18 protein-coding genes are annotated in these 20,661 nt (G+C 74.8%); 17 read left to right on the top strand and 1 reads right to left on the bottom strand.

Features of this window, described 5'->3' with window-relative positions; translation table 11 throughout:
• The first annotated feature begins 112 nt into the window (after positions 1 to 112).
• From ABD994_RS13385 to ABD994_RS13425, 9 genes are all read left to right on the top strand, one after another.
• Positions 113 to 1,006 carry an endonuclease domain-containing protein gene (locus tag ABD994_RS13385; protein ID WP_345415071.1) on the top strand — a complete coding sequence of 298 codons (894 nt, stop codon included), beginning with the start codon at positions 113 to 115 and terminating at the stop codon, positions 1,004 to 1,006.
• 200 nt (positions 1,007 to 1,206) lie between these two features.
• The gene (locus tag ABD994_RS13390) at positions 1,207 to 2,430 is read left to right on the top strand and encodes a cytochrome P450 (protein WP_345415073.1); all 1,224 of its coding nucleotides are present in this window, start codon (positions 1,207 to 1,209) and stop codon (positions 2,428 to 2,430) included.
• A gap of 9 nt (positions 2,431 to 2,439) precedes the next feature.
• The gene (locus ABD994_RS13395) at positions 2,440 to 2,850 is read left to right on the top strand and encodes a nuclear transport factor 2 family protein (RefSeq protein WP_345415075.1); all 411 of its coding nucleotides are present in this window, start codon (positions 2,440 to 2,442) and stop codon (positions 2,848 to 2,850) included.
• Positions 2,850 to 4,421 (top strand): AMP-binding protein, encoded by a 1,572-nt coding sequence (locus ABD994_RS13400; RefSeq protein ID WP_345415076.1) that lies wholly within the window; start codon positions 2,850 to 2,852, stop codon positions 4,419 to 4,421. The genes ABD994_RS13395 and ABD994_RS13400 overlap by 1 nt, the downstream gene beginning before the upstream one ends.
• Before the next feature lie 11 nt (positions 4,422 to 4,432).
• The gene (locus ABD994_RS13405) at positions 4,433 to 5,269 is read left to right on the top strand and encodes a mycofactocin-coupled SDR family oxidoreductase (protein WP_345415077.1); all 837 of its coding nucleotides are present in this window, start codon (positions 4,433 to 4,435) and stop codon (positions 5,267 to 5,269) included.
• Positions 5,270 to 5,285: 16 nt separating this feature from the next.
• A complete protein-coding gene (locus tag ABD994_RS13410; RefSeq protein ID WP_345415079.1) occupies positions 5,286 to 6,404 on the top strand; it encodes an NDMA-dependent alcohol dehydrogenase in 1,119 nt (372 codons plus the stop codon).
• 11 nt (positions 6,405 to 6,415) lie between these two features.
• Positions 6,416 to 6,841 carry a nuclear transport factor 2 family protein gene (locus tag ABD994_RS13415; protein WP_345415081.1) on the top strand — a complete coding sequence of 142 codons (426 nt, stop codon included), beginning with the start codon at positions 6,416 to 6,418 and terminating at the stop codon, positions 6,839 to 6,841.
• Entirely contained in the window at positions 6,838 to 8,382 is a 1,545-nt protein-coding gene (locus ABD994_RS13420; protein WP_345415083.1) for a class I adenylate-forming enzyme family protein, read from the top strand. The genes ABD994_RS13415 and ABD994_RS13420 overlap by 4 nt, the downstream gene beginning before the upstream one ends.
• Positions 8,383 to 8,444: 62 nt before the next feature.
• Complete coding sequence (locus tag ABD994_RS13425) at positions 8,445 to 9,116, top strand: TetR/AcrR family transcriptional regulator (protein WP_345415085.1); 672 nt, start codon at positions 8,445 to 8,447, stop codon at positions 9,114 to 9,116.
• A 7-nt stretch (positions 9,117 to 9,123) separates the two neighbouring features.
• Here ABD994_RS13425 and ABD994_RS13430 read toward each other — a convergent pair whose 3' ends face one another.
• Entirely contained in the window at positions 9,124 to 10,830 is a 1,707-nt protein-coding gene (locus ABD994_RS13430; protein ID WP_345415087.1) for an ATP-binding protein, read from the bottom strand.
• An 87-nt stretch (positions 10,831 to 10,917) separates the two neighbouring features.
• Between ABD994_RS13430 and ABD994_RS13435 the strand changes: the two genes are divergently transcribed.
• From ABD994_RS13435 to ABD994_RS13470, 8 genes are all read left to right on the top strand, one after another.
• A complete protein-coding gene (locus ABD994_RS13435) occupies positions 10,918 to 12,537 on the top strand; it encodes an acyl-CoA carboxylase subunit beta (RefSeq protein ID WP_345415089.1) in 1,620 nt (539 codons plus the stop codon).
• A complete protein-coding gene (locus ABD994_RS13440) occupies positions 12,534 to 13,310 on the top strand; it encodes an enoyl-CoA hydratase/isomerase family protein (protein WP_345415091.1) in 777 nt (258 codons plus the stop codon). The genes ABD994_RS13435 and ABD994_RS13440 overlap by 4 nt, the downstream gene beginning before the upstream one ends.
• Positions 13,310 to 14,095 carry an ester cyclase gene (locus ABD994_RS13445; protein WP_345415093.1) on the top strand — a complete coding sequence of 262 codons (786 nt, stop codon included), beginning with the start codon at positions 13,310 to 13,312 and terminating at the stop codon, positions 14,093 to 14,095. Before ABD994_RS13440 ends, ABD994_RS13445 begins: the two co-directional genes overlap by 1 nt.
• A complete protein-coding gene (locus ABD994_RS13450; protein ID WP_345415096.1) occupies positions 14,092 to 15,030 on the top strand; it encodes an LLM class flavin-dependent oxidoreductase in 939 nt (312 codons plus the stop codon). Before ABD994_RS13445 ends, ABD994_RS13450 begins: the two co-directional genes overlap by 4 nt.
• Complete coding sequence (locus ABD994_RS13455; RefSeq protein ID WP_345415099.1) at positions 15,027 to 16,271, top strand: cytochrome P450; 1,245 nt, start codon at positions 15,027 to 15,029, stop codon at positions 16,269 to 16,271. Before ABD994_RS13450 ends, ABD994_RS13455 begins: the two co-directional genes overlap by 4 nt.
• Positions 16,268 to 17,854 (top strand): class I adenylate-forming enzyme family protein, encoded by a 1,587-nt coding sequence (locus tag ABD994_RS13460; protein WP_345415102.1) that lies wholly within the window; start codon positions 16,268 to 16,270, stop codon positions 17,852 to 17,854. The genes ABD994_RS13455 and ABD994_RS13460 overlap by 4 nt, the downstream gene beginning before the upstream one ends.
• A 64-nt stretch (positions 17,855 to 17,918) precedes the next feature.
• Positions 17,919 to 18,839, top strand: coding sequence for an alpha/beta hydrolase (locus ABD994_RS13465; protein ID WP_345415105.1), 921 nt, complete (start codon positions 17,919 to 17,921; stop codon positions 18,837 to 18,839).
• 21 nt (positions 18,840 to 18,860) lie between these two features.
• Positions 18,861 to 20,501 (top strand): flavin-containing monooxygenase, encoded by a 1,641-nt coding sequence (locus ABD994_RS13470; protein ID WP_345415108.1) that lies wholly within the window; start codon positions 18,861 to 18,863, stop codon positions 20,499 to 20,501.
• The last annotated feature ends 160 nt before the right edge of the window (positions 20,502 to 20,661 follow it).

Genomic DNA, 20,661 nt, shown 5'->3' on the forward strand with positions numbered 1-20,661 from the left:
CAGCAGGTCGAAAAGCACCTCTGCAGGGGTACGGGAGGTGCTTTTCGGACTGCTGATCACGGCTGCGGGGTGACGAGGGAACCGCACGAGGCCCGCGACACTCCAACACCGTGTGGACCTCGACGAACCCTTCCGCGGCTCGCGCGCGATCGCGGCGGGCCTGACCACGCGGCGCCGTCTTCGCGGCCCCGGCTTCCGCGAGCTGGGCCGCGACACGTGCGTGGCGGCGAGCGCGACGGTCGACGACCGCATGCGGATCGTGGCCGCCGCGCTCGAGTTGCCCGGCGCCGTCGTCGGGGGGTGGTCGGCGGTCGTCGTGTACGGGGTCGACGCGGTGCCGGGGGGCGAACGCCCGATCGAGCTCGTCGTCGGTCCGCGACACCTGCGGCGCGCCCGTGCGGGGAAGGTGCTGCGCCAGGACGTGCTCGGTGAGCACGAGGTCGAGCTCGTCGACGGGGTCCCGGTGACCTCGCCCCTGCGGACCGCGCTCGACCTCGGGTCGCGGGGCCCGCACGTCGAGGGCGTCATCGCGGTGGACGCGCTGGCCCACGCGTTCGGCTTCGGCCCGGCCGAGCTGCTCGACGTCCCCGTCCGGCGCGACAACCCGCGCGGCCGCCGGCGGCTCGTGGCCGTCGTGGGGGACGCCGACGCCCGGGCCGAATCGCCGCCGGAGACGCGCACGCGCCTGCTTCTCCGCGGCGCGGACGGCATCCCGGAGCCGATACCCCAGCTCGTCGTGTGCGACGACGGCGGCCGTTTCGTCGGGCGCGTCGACCTCGGGTGGCGCGGGCTGCGGACCGCCCTCGAGTACCAGGGCGACCACCACCGGGTCGACAAGGCGCAGTGGCGACGCGACGCCGTGCGCTCCACCGAGCTCGCGGCCGCGGGCTGGCTGGTCCTCCCGATCACCGCCCACGACCTGTTCGTCGACCCGTGGGGCTTCCTGCTCCGCCTGCGGATCGCGCTCGCGCGTCGTGCCCGCGAGCTCGCGGTCCCCTCGTCGTGATCACCAGGTCGAAACGCACCCGGAGAGGGCCTCCCGAGGTGCCTTTCGACCTGGTGATCACTGAGCGGGGGCGAGGCGCGGGCGAGGCGGGCGCGGCTGCGAGCGGCCTTGACCCGCGGTGCTGTGATGCTAGTCTCCCCCCGCGTACCAAACGATCGGTAGGTACGCGGACGCTGACGTCTGCCCAGGTCGGGGGACCCATGACGGCTCGACTCGCACGGCTCGAACCGCCGGACATCCTGTCGCCGGAGTTCGCCCGCGACCCCTACGCGGCGTACCGGCTGCTGCGCGACGAGTTCCCGCTGGTGTGGCACGACGCCATGCAGACCTACGTCATCTCCCGCTACGACGACGTGCAGCGGGCGTTCAAGGACCCGGTCTTCACGAGCGAGAACTACGCCTGGCAGCTCGAGCCCGTGCACGGACGCACGATCCTGCAGATGGAGGGCCGCGAGCACTCCACGCACCGCGCGCTCGTGGCGCCCGCCTTCCGCGGGAAGGCGCTGCAGGAGCAGTTCGGGCCGACGATCCGGCGGAACTCGCGCGAGCTCATCGACGCCTTCCGCGCCGACGGGCAGGTCGACCTCGTGGACGCCTACGCGACGCGGTTCCCGATCAACGTCATCGTCGACATGCTCGGCCTGCCGCGCGAGGACCACGACCGGTTCCACGGCTGGTACACGTCGATCATGGGGTTCCTCGGGAACCTCGCGGGCGACGAGGCCGTGGCGGCGGACGGCCTGCGCACGAAGGCCGAGTTCGAGGCCTACATGATCCCGCGCATCCGGGAGCGCCGCGAGCACCCGGGCGACGACCTCCTCTCGACGCTCTGCGCCGCCGAGATCGACGGCGAGTCGATGACCGACGAGGAGATCAAGGCGTTCTGCAGCCTGCTGCTGACCGCCGGCGGCGAGACCACGGACAAGGCGATCACGAGCCTCATGGCCGACCTCGTCGCGCACCCCGAGCAGCTCGAGGCCGTGCGCGACGACCGCGCCCTCATCCCCGCCGCGTTCGCCGAGACGCTGCGCTGGTCGCCGCCCGTCCACATGATCATGCGCCAGCCGTCGGAGGACGTGGAGCTCTCGGGCGGGGTGGTCGAGGCCGGGCGCACGGTCACCTGCCTCATCGGCGCGGCCAACCGCGACGACCGCCGGTTCGACCGGCCGGACACGTTCGACGTCCTGCGCGCCGACCTCGACCACTCCCGCGCGTTCTCCGCCGCGGCCGACCACCTCGCCTTCTGCCTGGGCCGGCACTTCTGCGTCGGCGCCCTGCTCTCGCTGTTCGAGATCGAGGTCGGCGTCAACGACCTGCTCGACGCCATGACCGACATCCGCTTCGCCGGTGGTGAGGCGCCGCCCGAGACCGGGGTGTTCACGCGCGCCCCGGGTCGTCTGCCCCTCGAGTTCACGCCCAGCTAGGAGGAGACCGTGCCCGTCCGTCCCCACATCGAGAACCTCCTCGGCAAGGCGTCCTGGGGCTACGACGAGGCCGATCCGGACCTCATCGCGTCCTGCTTCACCGAGGACGCCCGGATGAGCCTGCGGATCGGCCGCGACGGCGACCTCGTCGGCCCGTTCGAGGGCCGGGCGGCGATCCGCGCGCTGCACGCCGACTCGATGGCCGCGCAGACCGACCAGCGCCGGCACAACCTGTCGAACCTGTGGTTCGAGAAGGAGAGCGACGACGAGGCGGTCGCCGTCACCAACCTGACGCTGCTCTCGATCGAGAACGGCGCGATCCGGGTGCTCTCCAGCGGCTGGTACCGCGACCAGCTCGTCCACCGCGACGGGACCTGGCTCATCGCCGACCGCTACGTCTACCTCGACCTGCCGTACTGATGGTCAACGTCGGTCGCATCCCCGAGAAGTGGGCGGCGCTGACCCCGCGCGGGGACGCCGTCGTGGACACCACCACCGGGCGCCGCACCAGCTGGGCCGAGCTCGACGAGCGCGTCCGCCGGCTGGCGAACGGCCTGCGCGGCGCCCGCCCGGACGGTCTGGCCCTGCAGCGCGGCGACCGCGTCGCGGTGCTCGCCAAGAACTCCACGGAGTTCCAGGAGATCTACTTCGCCGCCGGGCGGGCCGGGCTCGTCGTGCAGCCGCTGAACTGGCGGCTGGGGGTCGGCGAGCTGGCGCGGATCGTCGCCGACGGCGCGCCGCGCGCGATCGTCGTGGCCGGCGAGTGGGCCGAGCTGGGCCGCGAGCTCGCGACGCAGGTGGACGTCGACCACTGGCTCGCGTACGGCGAGGGCGGCGACGGCTCCTACGAGGACCTGCTGGCCGCGTCCCCGACCGACGAGCCGACGGACTCGGCGAGCGTCGGCGACGACGACCCGTTCTTCATCCTCTACACCGGCGGCACGACCGGGGCCTCGAAGGGCGCGCTGCACACCCACCGCAGCGCGTCGTTCGGGATGCTCAACCAGACCGTCGCCGAGCGCATCGTCCCGACCGACGTCTACATGCTGACCGGGCAGATGTACCACATCCCGGTGGTGCTCTCGATGAACTACCTGCGCCACGGCTGCCCGCTGGTGCTCATGAACTTCGAGGCGAAGCGGTCGCTGGAGATCATCGAGGCCGAGCGCGTCTCGGCGTTCCTCGGCATCACCACGATGCTCAACTGGATGATGGCCGTGCCCGGGTTCGACGGCTACGACATCGCGAGCCTGCGCAACATCCAGTACGGCGGCGGGCCGATGCCCTCGGCGGTGGTGAAGAACGCGCTGCAGGCCTTCCCGTGCACGCTCATCCAGGGCTACGGGCAGACCGAGGGCACGACGATGTGCTTCCTCTCCCAGGAGGACCACCACGCCGCGGTCAACGGGATCCACCCCGAGCGGCTGCAGTCGTGCGGGCGCGAGGGGTTCGTGACGTCGGTGCGCATCGTCGACGTCGACGGCCGCCCGGTCCCGACGGACGGGGCGACGGTCGGGCAGATCGTCGTGCGCTCCGAGGCCAACATGGCGGGCTACTGGAACCGCCCGGACCTCACCGCCGACACCCTGCGCGACGGCTGGATGTGGACCGGCGACCTCGCGACGTGGGACGCCGACCGCTACGTGTTCATCGTCGACCGCGCCAAGGACATGATCATCTCGGGCGGCGAGAACATCTACTCGGTCCAGGTCGAGGAGGCCGTCAACCACCACCCGTCGGTGCTCGAGTGCGCGGTGATCGGCGTGCCCGACGACGAGTGGGGCGAGAGCGTCAAGGCGTTCGTGGTGCTCAAGCCGGGCACGACCGCGACCGAGGCCGACATCGTCGAGACGGCCCGCGCGCACCTCGCGTCGTACCAGAAGCCGCGGTCGGTGGAGTTCGTCCCCGAACTGCCCAAGGCGCCCACCGGCAAGATCCTCAAGCGCGACCTGCGCGCCCCGTACTGGGGCGAGCGCGGGCGCTCGGTCTGAAGGAGCACACCGTGGCGGGACGCATGCAGGGCAAGGTCGTGCTCGTCACCGGGGCGGCCCGGGGGCAGGGGCGGGCGCACGCGGTGCGCCTCGCGCAGGAGGGCGCCGACGTCGTCGCGGTCGACCTCTGCGACGGCATCGACACCGTCGTCGGGAAGTACCCGCCGGCGACGCGGGAGGACCTCGACCAGACGGTCGCGGAGGTCGAGAAGCACGACCGGCGCGTGGTCGCCCGCGTCGCCGACGTGCGCGACCAGGCCGCGCTCGACGCCGCGGTGGCCGAGGGCGTCGCGGAGCTGGGCGGGCTGGACGGCGTCGTGGCCAACGCCGGCATCGCGAGCTACGGGCGCGCCTGGGAGCTCGACGAGGCCACCTGGCAGGACATGATCGACGTCAACCTGACCGGCGTCTGGCACACCGCCAAGGCGGCGATCCCGCGGCTCATCGACCGCGGGGGCGGCGCGATGGTGTTCACCAGCTCGATCGGCGGGTTCAAGGGCATCCAGCAGGTCGGCCACTACGTGTCGGCCAAGCACGGCGTCGTCGGGCTGATGCGCAACCTCGCCAACGAGCTGGCGCCCCACCGCGTGCGCGTCAACACCGTGCACCCGACGAACGTCGACACGCACATGATCCAGAACCCGGGGACGTGGGGGATGTTCGCCCCGGGCGACCCGGAGCCGACGCAGGAGAAGGCGATCCCCGGCTTCACGTCGCTGAACGCGCTCGAGATCCCGTGGATCGAGTCGGTCGACGTCGCCAACGCCGTGCTGTTCCTGCTCTCCGACGAGGCCCGCTACATCACCGGTGCGACGCTGCCCGTCGACGCCGGCGCCGCGATCAAGTGACCCCCTGGAGGGCATCGTGAAGACCCGCGGAGCGCTGCTCTGGGAGCCCGGCACGCGCTCGGGCTGGAGCGTCGAGGAGATCGAGCTCGACCCGCCCAAGGAGAACGAGGCGCTGATCAAGCTGGCCGCGTCGGGCGTGTGCCACTCCGACGACCACCTCGACACCGGCGACATCCCGCTGCCGTGGTCGCCGGTGCTCGGCGGGCACGAGGGCGCGGGCGTGGTGGAGGAGATCGGGCCGGGCGTCACGGCGGTGAAGCCCGGCGACCACGTCGTCCTTTCGTTCCTGCCGGCGTGCGGGCGCTGCCGCATGTGCGTCAAGGGCCGGTCGAACATGTGCGAGCTCGGCGCCGGCGTGCTCGCGGGCGTCGCGCCCGACGGCACGCACCGCGTGCACGCGCAGGGCCGCGGCGTGGGCTGCATGTCCTACCTCGGGACCTTCGCGCCCTACGTCGTCGCGCCGCTGGACGCAGTGATCCCCATCCCCGCGGACATGCCGCTGGACAAGGCCGCGCTCATCGGCTGCGGCGTGCCGACCGGCTGGGGGTCGTCGGTGTACGCCGCGGAGATCGAGCTCGGCGACACGGTCGTGGTGGTCGGCACCGGCGGGGTCGGGATGAACGCGGTGCAGGGCGCGCGGCACAAGGGCGCGCGGAACGTCGTCGCCGTGGACCCGGCGCCGTTCAAGCGCGAGAAGGCGGTCGAGTTCGGCGCCACCCACGTGGCGAAGGACTACGACGAGGCTGCGCAGGTCGTCGAGTCGCTGACGAACGGCCAGGGCGCCGACCGCGTGATCATCACCGTCGGCGTGGTCACCGGCGACCTCATGAACCCGGCCCAGGAGATGACCCGCCGCGGCGGGGTCATGGTGCTGACCGGCGCCGCCCCCGTGCTGCAGCGGGACGTCCCGTTCGACCTGTTCACCTTCGCCATGTCCGGCAAGCGCCTGCAGGGCTCGCTCTACGGCACCACGACCAGCCGCACCGACGTGCCGCTGCTCGCCGACCTCTACCTGCGCGGCGAGCTCAAGCTCGACGAGCTGATCACGCGCACGTACTCGCTCGACGACATCAACCAGGCCTTCCGCGACATGCACGACGGCAAGAACGTGCGTGGCGTGATCGTCTACGACTGAGGAGTCGCAGGATGCCGACCGCCGAGGACCGCGCCGAGATCGTCCAGGCCACCCACCTCTACGCCCGGGGCCTCGACCGCTTCGACCCCAAGGAGGCCCTCTCGGCCTACACCGACGACGCGGTGTGGGACGCGACGGGCGTCGGGCTGGAGCGCTACGAGGGCCGCGAGCAGGTGCTCGCCTTCTTCGAGCGCGACGCCGGGTCGATGGCCGAGCAGTTCCACGTCATCACCAACCACGTCGTCGAGTTCGACGACGACGACCACGCGCACGGCACCAACTACGTGCTGGCCGAGGGGACGACGACGGGCGGCGCGTCGATCCGGGCCGCCGCGCTGAACGTCGACACCTACCGGCGCACGGCGGACGGCTGGAAGATCGCCAGCCGCGTGATCTCGCCGCTGACCGCGCCGCAGATGGAGGGGTTCGAGGCGTGAGCACGCGCGTGCTGCGCACGCTGCCGGAGCTGCTCGACGACGCCGTGGCCCGCTCGCCCGCGCGCGGGGTGGCGTTCCCCGACGAGCGCGGGAGCTGGCCCGACGTCCGGGACGCCGCGCGCGCCTGGGCGGCCGGGCTCGCCGCCCGGGGCGTGCGCCGGGGTGACCGGGTGCTGCTCGTGCTGCCCGGCGGGCTCGACGCCGTGGCCGGGACCGTCGGGGCGACGCTGCTGGGTGCGATCCCGACCCCGGTGAACCCGCGCGGCACCGCGGACGAGGTCGCGTGGCTGCGCGGCGACGCGGACCCGCGCGTCGTCGTCGCGTCGGCCGAGCTGCTCGCCCTGGCGGGCCCGGGCGCGGTGACGCCGGCCGAGGTGGCCGACCCCGCGGGCGGGGCGCCGGCCGTCGACGTCGTCCCCGACGACCCGATGATCCTGCTCTACACGTCGGGCACGACGTCGCGGCCGCGCGGCTGCGTGCACACCCACGGCGCGTACGCCGCGCTGGGCGAGAACCTCGTCGAGCGGCTGCGGCTGACCCCCGACGACCGCTTCTGGACGCCGCTGCCGCTGCACCACTGCGGCGGGATCGACCTGCTGATGGGCTCGCTCGCCGCGGGCTGCACGCTCGCGCACGTCGGGACGTTCACCCCGGACCGGGCGTGGCGCCAGCTCGTCGACGAGCGGGCCACCGTCGCGTTCCCGGCGTTCGACACGATCTGGCTGCCGGTGCTCGACCACCCCGACTACGACCCCGCGCGCGTGCCCGAGCTGCGGACGGTCATCAACGTGGGGCCGGCCGAGCGGATGGCGGCCATGCAGGCGCGGATGCCGGGCTCGACCCAGATCTCGTGCCTGGGCGGCACCGAGTCCGCGGGCTTCTGCTGCGTCGGCTCGGTCGACGACCCGCCCGAGGCCCGCGCGGGCACGAGCGGCGTGCCGCTGCGGGACATGGAGGCGACGGTCCGCGACCCGGAGACCGGCCGGGAGTGCGGCCCGGGGGAGGTCGGCGAGTTCCTGCACCGCGGCGTCTCGCGCATGGCGTACTACCACCGCGACCCGGCGACGACGGCCGAGCGCATCGACGCCGAGGGCTGGTTCCACACCGGCGACCTCGTGCGCCGCGACGCCGCCGGGCGGTTCACGTTCGTCAGCCGGCTCAAGGACATGCTCAAGGTCGGGGGCGAGAACGTCGCCGCCGCGGAGGTCGAGGGCCGGCTGGCCGAGCACCCGGCCGTCGGGGTGGTCGCGGTGGTCGCGGCGCCCGACGCGCGGCTCGGCGAGGTGGCGGCGGCCTACGTCGAGCTGACGCCGGCCTTCCGCGACGCCGACCGCGACGTGCTCGGGCGCGAGCTCGTCGAGCACTGCCTGGCCGCGCTCGCGACGTACAAGGCGCCGCGCTACCTGGAGTTCGTCGAGGAGTGGCCGATGTCCGGCACGAAGATCCAGAAGGGGGCGCTGCGGGAGCGGGTCGCCGCCGACCTCGCGGCGCGGGGCGTCACCGAGGCGCCGCGGATGTCACGTCACCTGACGGCGGGGTGAGCCGACCAGGCGTCACCTACCGACCGTATGGTGGTCGGATCCGCACCACCCGGGAGCAGAGCATGGCACAGGACCGCCGGCCGGCGGGGCGCAGCGAGCGCCGCACCGCCGGGGAGCGCAAGCCCCGGGAGGAGCGCTGGGCGCAGCTGCTCGAGGTGGCGACCCAGGTGTTCTACGAGAAGGGCTACGACGGGGCGTCCCTGCAGGACATCGCCGACCGCCTCGGCATGCTCAAGGGCAGCCTCTACTACTACATCCAGTCCAAGGAGGACCTGCTCTTCGAGGTGATCAGCGAGGTGCACCGGGAGGGGTTCGCGGTCGTCTCCTCCGCCGCGGCGGGCCCGGGCGACCCGCTCGACCGCCTCGAGCGCACCATCCGCGCCCACGTCGAGCACGCCTGCCGCAACCTCGTCCCGACGGCGGTGTTCCTGCACGAGCTGGCCTCGCTGCCGACGCCCCGGCGCGAGGCGATCCTCGGCTCCGGCCACGCCTACCAGGGCGTGTTCCGCGACCTCGTGGCCGAGGCGCGGCGCGAGGGACTCGTCCGCGACGGCGTCGACCCGCGCGTCGCGGGCCTGTCGATCCTCGGGTCCACCAACTGGGTCTACCGCTGGTTCCGCCCCGACGGCCCCTCCACCCCGGAGGAGATCGGCGTGCAGCTCGCGGCGATGGCCGTGCACGGCGTGGCCACCACCGAGGCGCTCGCCGCCCGCGAGGCGGTCGTCGGCGCCTGAGCGCTGCTCAGGACATGACCACCAGCGCGCTGCCGGCCGTCACGCGGTCGCCCGGCGCGACGTGCACGGCGTCGACGCGGGCGGCCTGCGTCGCCCGCACCGGCATCTCCATCTTCATCGCCTCCAGCACCACGAGGACCGCACCCGCGGCGACCTCCTGCCCGGCCGCGACGACGACCTCGACGACCGTGGCGTCCATCGGCGCGACGGGGTCGCCGCCCTCCGCGGGGCCGCTCGCCGGGCCCACCGCGGCGGCGACCGTCTGCTCGTGGCGCGCTGATCCGGTGTCGCGGTGGCGCGGGACGCGCAGCGTCAGCGGGCCCCGGTCGGTGCCCAGGCGGACGGTGCGGGACGCCGGGGCGCCCGCCGGCGCCGGGGCGGGCTGCCTCGCGGGCGGCCAGTCCCGCTCGACGCTGAAGGTGTCGTGCTCGACGGCGGCGAAGGCGGGCCGGTCGAGCACGGCGCGCAGGTAGGACGCGGTGGTGGGGACGCCGCCGACGACCAGGTCGTCGAGCGCGCCCGTCAGGCGCGCCACGGCCGTCGCCCGGTCCGGGCCCCAGGCCAGGACCTTGCCGAGCAGGGAGTCGTAGGCGCCCGGGACGGTGTCGCCGGCCTCGACGCCGAGGTCGGCGCGCACCCACGGCCCCGTCGGCGGGGTGAGCGCGGTGACCTGCCCGGGCGCGGGCCGGAAGTCCGCGGCGGGGTCCTCGGCGGCGATCCGGGCCTGCACGGCGTGGCCGCGCACGGTCGCGTCGCCGAGGACGGCGGCCAGCGCCTCCCCGGCAGCCAGGCGGAGCTGCGCGACGACGAGGTCGACGCCGGTGACGAGCTCGGTGACGCCGTGCTCCACCTGCAGGCGCGTGTTCATCTCGAGGAACGCCGGCCTGCCGGTCTCGCGGTCGAGCAGGAACTCGACGGTGCCCGCGCCTCGGTACCCGACGGCCGTCGCGAGCCGCCGCGACGCGTCGTGCAGCTGCGCGCGCACGGCGTCGGGCAGGTCGGGCGCCGGGGCCTCCTCGAGCAGCTTCTGGTGGCGCCGCTGCACCGTGCAGTCGCGGTCGCCGAGCACGGCGACCGCGCCGTGGTCGTCGGCGAGGACCTGCACCTCGACGTGGCGGGCGCGGGCGACGTGGCGCTCGAGGAAGACCTCGCCGCGCCCGAAGGCGGCCGCGGCCTCCCGGCCGGCCGCGGCCAGCGCGCCCTCGCGCTCGTCCACGCCGGCGACGACGCGCATGCCCCGCCCGCCGCCGCCGTGCGCGGCCTTGACGAGCAGCGGGAAGCCGATCCGCGCCGCCTCCGCGCGCGCGGACGCGGCGTCGACGGGCGCGTCGGTGCCGTCCAGCACCGGCACGCCGGACGCCCGGGCCAGCGCCCGCGCGCGGACCTTGTCGCCCATCGCGGCGACCACGTCGGCCGGCGGCCCCACGAACACCAGGCCAGCGTCGGTCACGGCCCGGGCGAACCCCGCGTCCTCGGCGAGCAGGCCGTAGCCGGGGTGCACCGCCCACGCTCCGTGCTCCCGCGCCGCCGCCACCACCGCGCCGGCGTCGAGGTACGACGCCACGGGCACGGTGACGTCGGCGACGCGCGTGACCAGCGACCCCGCGTCGGGGTCGGTGTGGATCGCGATCGAGCGCAGCCCGCGCTCGCGGCACGCGCGCACGATGCGCACGGCCACCTCACCCCGGTTGGCGACGAGGACGGGCCCCGGCATCGCGACCTCCTGCTGCTCATCTACCAAACGGCCGGATGGTAGATTACGGTGCCGCCGAGAGCCACGTCACGTCACGCGGGAGGCACGGTGCCAGTGGAGCACGCCGGGGGGCGGGCCAACGGCCGCCTGCCGGACGAGCCGGACGAGGCCGGCGAGCCGTCCCGGTCCGGTGCGGACTCGGCCCTGACCGAGCTCGACCGGCGGCGGGCGGCCGCCGAGGCGATGGGCGGCGAGGCCGCGGTCGCGCGGCACCGCGCGTCCGGGCGGATGCCCGTGCGCGAGCGGGTGGCGACGCTCGTCGACCCCGGCAGCTGGTTCGAGATCGGCGCGCTGGCCGAGCCGGAGATCCGCCGCGAGAAGCCCGTGCCGGGCGACGCCGTGGTCACGGGGTTCGGGACGCTCGACGGGCGCCGGGTCGGCGTCATCGGCATCGACGCGACGGCGGTCGCGGGCACCACGGCGCCGATCAGCATGCGCAAGCAGGGCCGGCTGATCGAGCACGCGCAGCGCGGCGGGTTCCCGCTCGTGCTGCTCTGCGACGCCGACGGCGGGCGCATGCCCGACGTCATGGGCTGGCGGTTCTCCGGCCTGCCGCTGGACTTCACGAGCTTCCTCGGCGCCACCGACGGCTCCCCGGCCGTCCCGCGCGCCGCCGCCGTCCTCGGTCCGAGCTACGGCGACTCGGCGCTGCACGCCGCCACCGCGCACTACGTGGTCATGACCCGCGGGTCGTCGGTGGCGCTGTCCGGGCCGTCGGTGGTGGAGCCCGCGATCGGCGAGCGCCTCTCCGACGACGAGCTCGGCGGGCCCGACGCCGCCACGGCCGCGGGCAACGCCCATCTCGTCGTCGACACCGAGGCCGACGCGCTGGCCGCGCTCGGCGCGTTCCTGTCGTACCTGCCCTCGAACGCCGCGCTGCCCGCGCCGGTGGCCGCCCCGGTCGCGCCCGCGCGCGACCCCGCGGGGCTGGCCGACGTCGTGCCCACGGGCGCCCGCGCGGGCTACGACATGCGCGAGGTGGTCGCCGCGGTCGCCGACGCGGAGTCGGTGCTGCCCTGGGCCGACGGGTGGGGGCCGAGCCTGCTGTGCGCGCTGGCGCGCATCGAGGGCGCCCCGATGGGCATCGTGGCCAACCAGCCGCTCGTGCGCGCCGGCGCGCTCGACCCGGAGTCGCTGGCCAAGGAGCACGACTTCGTCGACCTCTGCGACACCTTCGGGCTGCCGCTGGTGTTCCTGCACGACGTGCCCGGGCTGATGATCGGCAGCCAGGCCGAGCGCTCGGGCATCCTGCACGCCTACGAGCGCACGGTCGCGCGGATCGCGCGGGCGTCGGTGCCGCGGGTCGGCGTGGTGGTGCGCAAGGCCTACGGGGGCGGGCACTTCGCCATGGGCGGGCGCCCCACGCGCCCGGACTTCCTCTACGCGTGGCCAGGAGCCGAGATGGGGTTCATGGCGCCCGAGACCGGCATCCGCACGGTGCACCGCCGCGCGCTCGACCACCTGCTCGAGACCGAGGGCCCGGCGGCGCGGGACGCCCGCGCCGCGGAGCTCACCGCCGAGTGGGTCGCCGAGTCCGAGCCGTGGGAGGCCGCCGCGCACCTCTCGCTCGACGACGTCATCGCTCCCGCCGCGACGCGCCACGTCGTCGCCACCAGCATCGACATCGCGTGGGGGGAGCGGCCGGGCCGCACGGGGGGCAGACGGTGAGCGAGTACACGGAGATCACGGTCAAGGACGACGGCCCGGTCGCGGTCGTCCACCTCGACCGGCCCGAGAAGCACAACGCGCTGACCACCGCGTTCTGGCCCCAGATGCGCGACGCGCTCGCGCGCCTCGAGGCGTCGGGCACGACGCGGGCGGTGGTGCTCACCGGCGCCGGCGACAAGGCGTTCTCGGCCGGCGGGGACATCGCGGGGTTCGGCGAGCTCGACGGCACCGCGGCCAAGCGGGCGTTCCAGGCCGACTGCCTGCGCACGTTCGCCGCGCTGGAGGAGTCGCCGCTGCCGGTGATCGCCGCCGTCAACGGCTTCGCGTTCGGCGGCGGGTGCGAGCTTGCCCTGGCCTGCGACCTGGTGATCGCCTCGGACCGCGCGGTGTTCGCGATGCCCGAGAGCGCCATCGGGCTCGTGCCCGGCTTCGGGGTGCTGCGCGGGCCCGCGGTGATGGGCCGGCACTGGACGAAGTGGATGGTGCTCGCCGGCGAGCGCCTCGACGCCGCCACCGCCGAGCGCGCCGGGCTGGTGCAGCGCGTCGTGCCGCACGACCGCCTGCTGGACGAGGCCGTCGCCGTGGGCGAGCGCATCGCCCGCAGCGCGCCGCTGGCCGTGCGCGTCGGCAAGACGATGATCAACCGCGGGGTCGACCGCGGCGAGACCGGCTACTCGCTCGAGGCGGTGACCATGCTGCAGGACACCGCCGACACCGCCGAGGGCATCGCGGCGTTCACCGAGAAGCGCCCGCCGCGGTTCGAGGGGCACTGATGGACGCCTTCGTCGCGCTGATGCGCCGCTACGTCGTCGACTACACCAACTCCCACGACCTCGCGGTCTGCGACGAGATCATGGAGCCGGACTACGTCCTCCGCATGGGCCCGCACGTGCTCGCCGGGCGCGACGAGGTCTACAAGCCCGCGACGCGCCGCCAGCTCGAGCAGTTCCCGGGCCTGGGGCTGACCGTCCACGACGTCGTCAGCAACGGCGACCGGCTGGCCCTGCTGTTCAGCGAGCACGGGGCGTCCGTGCGCCACGCTGGCGCGGTCGCGTCGTGGCGCGGGCTCGGCCTCTACGCCTGGAACGGGACGCGCCTGACGGCCAACCGCGTGGAGCAGGACTACCTCGCCCGCCGCCGCCAGCTCGCCGACGGCGTGCCCGACCCGGTGCCGTCGCCGGCCCCGGCACCCTGGGACACCGCGGCCCGGGCGCCCGACGCGGACGTCGAGGCCGTCGCCGCGGCGTGGGCCGCGCAGGGCGCCCCGCCGGTCGGCGACGTCGTGCTCGACGACGGGCGCGAGCGCGGCGAGCTGGTCGACGCGCGCGAGGTCGTCGTCGACGACCTGTTCAGCGCCGGCGACCGGGCCGCCGTGCACGTCACCGTGCACGGCACCTACCGCGGCGGGCTGCCCGGCCTCGACGACCACGTCGGGGACCCGGCGACGCTGCACGCCGTCGCGCTCGTCACCGTCACCGACGGGCGCGTCGCGGGCGGGCAGGTGGTGCGCGACCGCCTGGGCCTCGCCCGGGCGTTGGGCGCCGGGGTCCGGGCGTGACACGGGTCGGGCTGTACCTCGACCTGCGCATCCCGCCCGGTGCGCGGGGCGCCGACGTCTACGCCCGCACGCTCGACCGCGTCGCGGCGGCCGAGGCGCGGGGCCTGGAGGCGGTGTGGGTCACCGAGCACCACGGGTTCGCCGACGGCTACCTGCCCGCGCCGCTGACGGCCGCCGCCGCGATCGCCGCGCGGACCCGCACGCTGCGCGTCGGGACGGCCGTGGTGATCGGGCCGATGCTGCCGGTCACGACGCTCGCCGAGCAGGCCGCCGTCGTCGACCTCGTCTCCGGCGGGCGGCTCGAGCTCGGCGTGGGGGCGGGCTGGAGCGCCGCCGAGTTCGCCCGCGTCGGCGCCGACCACGGTGCCCGCTACACGACGCTCGAGGACCAGCTGCGCCGCCTGCCGGGGCTGTGGGCCGACGGCACGGTGACGCCGGCGCCGGTGCAGGACCCGCTGCCGACGTGGGTGGGCGCCCGCGGACCGCGCGGCGCCCGGCTGGCCGGGCGCGTCGGCGCCGGGCTGCTCTGGCTCGACCCCGCGCTGCTCGCTCCCTACGCCGAGGGGCTGGCCGGCCGGCCCGGGCGTCTCGGCGGGCTGGTCAACGTCCTGCTCGCCGACGACCCCGACGCGGCGAAGGACGAGGTCCGCACGGCCGCGCGCCGCAACCGGGCGTCGTACTCCGGCAACGGCGACGCGGCCGCCGCGCCGAGTGCGGCCACCTTCCCGAAGCTGCGCGTGCTCACCCCCGACGACGCCGTCGCCGCGGTCCGCGAGCAGCTCGCGCCGCTGGCAGCGACCCCCGTCACCGACGTCTTCTGCTTCGCCGACCTCGGCGGCCTGCCCGACGCGCTCGTCGACCGGCACGTCGAGCTGGTCACCGACGTCCTGCGCCCCGCGCTCGCCGTGCCCGTCCCCGTCGGAGGTGTGCCGTGACCCCCGAGCCGTCAGCGCTCCCCGACGACCTGCTGGCCCCCGATGCCGTGCGCGACCCGGACGCCGCGGCGGCGGTGCTGCGGGCCCACGACCCGGTGCACTGGAGCGCCGCGCACCGCGCCTGGCTGGTGTCGCGCTACGACGACGTCGTCGCCGCCTTCCGCAACCCGGCGCTGTCGTCGGACCGCGTGCGGCCGGTCATGTCGTCGTCCGACGCGCCGTCGGACGATCCCACGCAGCGGATCCTCGGGCTGATGAGCGAGTGGATGGTCGTCACCGATCCGCCCGCGCACACCCGCCTGCGCCGCCTCGCCGGCGCCGCGTTCCGCCAGCAGCAGATCGCGGCGATGGAGGACCGGATCCAGGCGCTGGTCGACGAGCTCGTCGACGCGTTCGTCGCGGACGGAGGCGCCGACCTCGTGGCCGGCGTCGCCTACCCGCTGCCCGCCACCGTCATCGCCGAGATGCTCGGCGCCCCGGCCGCGGACCGCGACCGCTTCCGGGCGTGGTCCGACGAGCTCGCCCTCGTCGCGTTCGGCGCCGGCGGCGACGCGCGCGCCGACCGCCACGAGCGCGCGCTGCGCGGGCTCGAGGAGATGGTCGGCTACTTCCGTCAGCTCGTCGCCCTGCGCCGCCGCGAGCCCGGCGACGACATGCTCTCGGCGATGCTCGGCGACGACCAGGACGGGCTCTCCGACGACGAGCTCGTCGGCATGTGCGCGCTGCTGCTGTTCGCCGGGCACGAGACGACGACCAACGCGATCGCCAACGCGATCCGGCTGCTCACCGCCGACCCCGCGCTGCGCGACCGCGTCCGCGACGACCCGGCGCTGGTGAACCCCGCGGTCGAGGAGGCGCTGCGGCTGGTCGGGCCGATCAAGGTGCTGGTGCGCTGGGTCGTCGAGGACCACGAGCTGCGCGGGCGCACGATCCGCCGCGGCGAGCGCGTCTACCTGCTGCTCAACGGCGCCAACCGCGACCCCGAGCGGTTCCCGCGCCCGGACGCCGTCGACCTCGCCCGCGAGCGCGCCACCCACGTCGCCTTCGGGCGCGGCATCCACGCCTGCATCGGGGCGCAGCTCGCGCGCATCGAGACGCGCATCGCCGTCGGGACCCTGCTGCGGCGCCTGCCCGGGTTGCGGGTCGCCGGCGAGCCGGCCTACCTGCCGACGATCGCGTCGCGGGCGCAGGAGTCGCTGCCGGTGGTGCACGACGGGTCCGCCGTCGGGAGCCGGCCGTGAGACCCCGGGTCACGACGCTGCACGAGCTGGTCGACGAGTCCGCCGCGGCCGATCCGGATGCCGAGGCGCTCGTCTTCGCCGACGGCGAGCGGCTCACGGTCGGCGCCCTGGCGCAGCGCTCGGTACGGCACGCGGCCGCGCTGCTCGCCCTCGGCGTGGCACCCGGTGACCGGGTCGCCCTGCTGCTGCCGGCGTCCGGCGACCTCGTCGCGCTGCTGCTCGCGGTGACGCGCATCGGGGCGGTCGCGGTGCCGGTCAACGCCCGCTACCGGCCCGCCGAGGTACGCCACGTCGTCGCGCACTCGGGCGCGGCGGCGCTGGTCACGGCGCCGCCGGCGACGCCGGGCGCGCCCGACCTCGCGGAGCTGGCGCGGCAGGCCGTCAGCGATCACGACGGGCCGGCGCCCGAGCTGCGCGCGCTGGTCACCCTCGCCGAGCTGCCCGCCGGCGACCCGGAGCGCGTCGCCCCGGTCGCGGCCGGCACCCGCGTCCGCGACGCCGCCGTGCTCGTCTACACGTCGGGCACCACCGCGGCACCCAAGGGCGCGCTGCTCTCGCACGAGGCGCTCGTGCGCCTCGCGGCCGGGATCGCCGAGCGGATGGCCCTGACCCCGGACGACCGCATCTGGACCGCGATCCCGCTCTTCCACGGCGGCGGGATCACGTTCGCGGTCAGCGCGCTGACCGCCCGCGCGACGTTCGTCCACCCCGGCTTCTTCGACCCGACCACCACGCCCGCGCTGCTCGAGGACGAGCGGATCACGGTCGCGCTCGCCGCGTTCGAGACGATCTGGGTGCCGGTGCTCGACCGTCCCGACTTCCCGGACCGTGACCTGCACCGTATCCGGCTCGTCATGGCCGTCGGGGTGCCCGAGCGGCTGCGCAGCATGGCGGCGCGGGTGCCGCAGGCCGTGCACGTGTCGTGCGTGGCGATGACCGAGTCGTCGGCGTTCCTCGCGCTCGGCCGCCTCGACGACCCGCTCGAGGCGCGGCTGACCACCGGCGGGCACCCGATGCCCGGGATGAGCGTGCGCGTCGTCGACCCGGACACCGGCGCCGACCTGCCGCCCGACGTCCCCGGCGAGCTGCTCTTCCGCGGGCCGACCGCGTTCGACGGCTACTTCCGCGACCCCGAGGCCACCGCGGCGACGATCGACGAGCACCGCTGGGTGCACACCGGCGACGTCGTCACCGTCGACGCCGACGGGCGGGTCACGTTCCGCACGCGGCTCAAGGACATGCTCAAGGTGGGCGGCGAGAACGTCTCGGCCGCCGAGATCGAGAACCACCTGCTGACCCACCCCGCGGTCGGCGTCGTCGCGGTCGTGGCGGCGCCGGACGCCCGCTACGTCGAGGTGCCGGCGGCGTACGTGCAGCTCGCGCCGGGTGCGACGGCGACCGCGGAGGAGCTGGTCGCGCACTGCGTCGGGCGGATCGCGAGCTTCCGGGTGCCGCGGTACGTGCGCTTCGTCGACGCGTGGCCGATGTCCGGCACGAAGATCCGCAAAGTGGAGCTGCGCGCGCGGATCGCCGAGGAACTGGCCGCCGCGGGCATCCGCGAGGCGCCGCGGGTAGGGGCGTGAGCGTTGTGACGGCGACCACCTCGCTCTAAACTACCGGTCGTTTGGTAGCGACGAGCGGAGACCCATGGCTCTCGACGAGGCGAGCACGGACCTGCTGACCCAGCTGGGGGAGAGCGGCCTGCCCCCGATCAGCGACATGACCCCGGAGCAGGCGCGCAACCTGGGGCCGGCGCTGGCGGAGATGTACGGGCCGGGGCCCGACGTGGAGCTCGTCGTGGAGCCCGCCGACGCGCCCGTGCCGGTGCGGGTGATCGTGCCCGAGGGCACGCCCCGCGGCGTCGTCGTCTACTACCACGGCGGCGGCTGGGTGATCGGCGCGCTCGACGAGTTCGAGACGCTCGGCCGGACCCTGGCCGTGCGCAGCGGGTGCGTCGTCGTGCTCGTCGACTACCGCCTCGCCCCCGAGCACCGCTACCCGGCCGCGGTCGACGACGCGTGGGCCGCGCTGCAGTGGGTCGACGCGAACGTCGAGACCCTCGCCGGCGCGCGGGTCCCGGTGGTCGTCGCCGGCGACTCGGCCGGCGGCAACCTCACCGCCGTGGTCGCCCGCCGCGCCCGCGACGCCGGCGGCCCGACGCTCGCCGGCCAGGTGCTCGTCTACCCGGTGACCGACGCCGACGTCGACCGGCCGTCGTACACCGACCCGGCCAACCAGCTCATCGTCAGCCGCGGCGCGATGATCTGGTTCTGGGGCCACTACGCCCCGGACCCGGCGCTGCGCGGCCAGCCCGACGCCTCGCCCCTGCGGGCCGACGACCTCGGCGGCCTGCCGCCGGCGGCGGTCCTGCTCGCCGAGCACGACCCGCTGCGCGACGAGGGCCAGGCCTACGCCGACCGCCTGGCCGAGGCGGGCACCTCCGTCTCGACGCTGCTCGTCCCGAGCCAGATGCACGGCTTCTTCACCCTGCTCACCCTGCCCGGCGCCGCCGTGGGGATGGACTTCGTGGTCGACGAGATCGCGAAGCACCTCGCCTCGGCGCGCTGACGTCCGTCACCGGAGGTGACCGTGACCGCCACCGAGACCGCCACCAGCACCGCCACCGACACCCCCGTCCGCCGCGTCGACGCGCTCGTCGTCGGCGCCGGCCTCGCCGGGCTCTACATGCTCCACCGGTTCCGCGGGCTCGGGCTCTCGGCCGTCGTCCTCGAGGCCGCCGACGACATCGGCGGCACCTGGTACCACAACCGCTACCCGGGAGCCCGCTGCGACGTCGAGAGCATGGAGTACTCGTACTCCTTCTCCCCGGAGCTCGAGCAGGAGTGGGACTGGACCGAGAAGTACCCGACCCAGCCCGAGATCCTGCGGTACGTGAACCACGTCGCCGACCGGTTCGGCCTGCGCGACGGCGTCCGGCTGGGCACGCGGGTGGCCGCGGCGCACTACCGCGACGCCGACGGCCGCTGGACGGTGACGACCGGGGCGGGCGAGGTGTACGACACCGAGCAGCTCGTCATGGCCACCGGGTGCCTGTCGACCTCGAAGCTGCCGGAGATCCCGGGCGTCGAGACGTTCGCGGGCCGCACCTTCCACACCGCGCACTGGCCGCAGGATCCGGTGGACTTCACCGGCCGGCGCGTGGCGGTGATCGGCACCGGGTCGTCGGGGATCCAGGCGATCCCGCTGATCGCCGAGCAGGCCGCCGACCTGACGGTGTTCCAGCGCACCGCGAACTTCAGCATGCCGGCGAACAACGCGCCGCTGTCCGACGAGGCGCAGGCGCAGCGCAAGCAGCGCTACCGCGAGCACCGCGAGGCCGCGCGCCGGTCGGGCTTCGGCGTGCCGGTCGAGGAGGCGACGCAGTCGGCGCTCGCGGTCGACCCCGCCGAGCGCCACGCGAAGTACGAGTCGGTGTGGGGCGTCAACCTCGTGGGGCTCCTGGCGTCCTACACCGACAGCATCGTCGACCCCGACGCCAACGAGACCGCGGCGGAGTTCGTCCGCGAGAAGATCCGCGGGATCGTCGACGACCCGGAGACCGCCGAGACGCTCTCGCCGCGCGACCACCCGTTCGGCACCAAGCGCCCGTGCCTCGACACCGGGTACTACGCGACGTTCAACCGCGACACGGTGCACCTGGTCGACCTGAAGCGCACGCCGCTGCAGGAGATCACCCCGCGCGGGGTGCGCACCACCGAGCAGGAGTACGAGGTCGACGACCTGGTGTTCGCCACCGGCTTCGACGCGATGACCGGCACGCTGCTGGCCGTCGACATCCGGGGGCGGGGCGGGCAGCGCCTGGCCGACAAGTGGGCCGACGGGCCCGTCACGCACCTCGGGCTGCAGGTCGCGGGGTTCCCCAACCTGTACACGATCACGGGGCCGGGGAGCCCGTCGGTGCTGTCGAACATGATGGTCTCGATCGAGCAGCACGTGGACTTCGTGGCCGACACCGTCGCCTACGCGCACGCCCGCGGCGACACGGTGGTCGAGTCGACCGAGGACGCCGAGCGCGGCTGGACCGACCACGTCCGCGAGGTCGGCGAGTACACGCTCTACCCGCGGGCGAACTCCTGGTACATGGGGTCGAACGTGCCCGGCAAGCCGCGGGTGTTCATGGCCTACATCGGCGGCGTCGGCAACTACCGGGCGCACTGCGACCAGCTCGCCGCCGACGGCTACCCGGGGTTCGCGTTCTCCGCCCCGTGACGACGGACGACCCGGTCCCGCGCCGTGGGTGGCGGGGTCCGGGCCGTGGGTCACCGAGTACGTGAGCAGTTGCGGCCCCTATCGGGGCCGCAACTGCTCACATGGGGTCAGGCGAAGCCGTTGTCGTCGTGGCTGACGGTCTCGTAGGTGCCGTCGTGGT

This window comes from Actinomycetospora chlora (assembly GCF_039542135.1).
Lineage (GTDB): Bacteria > Actinomycetota > Actinomycetes > Mycobacteriales > Pseudonocardiaceae > Actinomycetospora > Actinomycetospora chlora.

Excerpts from the sequence above, each read along its gene's own strand:
- ABD994_RS13445 (WP_345415093.1), top strand. The coding sequence starts at position 13,310 with ATGGACGCCTTCGTCGCGCTGATGCGCCGCTACGTCGTCGACTACACC.
- ABD994_RS13430 (WP_345415087.1), bottom strand. The coding sequence starts at position 10,830 with ATGCCGGGGCCCGTCCTCGTCGCCAACCGGGGTGAGGTGGCCGTGCGC.
- ABD994_RS13390 (WP_345415073.1), top strand. The coding sequence starts at position 1,207 with ATGACGGCTCGACTCGCACGGCTCGAACCGCCGGACATCCTGTCGCCG.
- ABD994_RS13465 (WP_345415105.1), top strand. The coding sequence starts at position 17,919 with ATGGCTCTCGACGAGGCGAGCACGGACCTGCTGACCCAGCTGGGGGAG.
- ABD994_RS13400 (WP_345415076.1), top strand. The coding sequence starts at position 2,850 with ATGGTCAACGTCGGTCGCATCCCCGAGAAGTGGGCGGCGCTGACCCCG.
- ABD994_RS13415 (WP_345415081.1), top strand. The coding sequence starts at position 6,416 with ATGCCGACCGCCGAGGACCGCGCCGAGATCGTCCAGGCCACCCACCTC.
- ABD994_RS13425 (WP_345415085.1), top strand. The coding sequence starts at position 8,445 with ATGGCACAGGACCGCCGGCCGGCGGGGCGCAGCGAGCGCCGCACCGCC.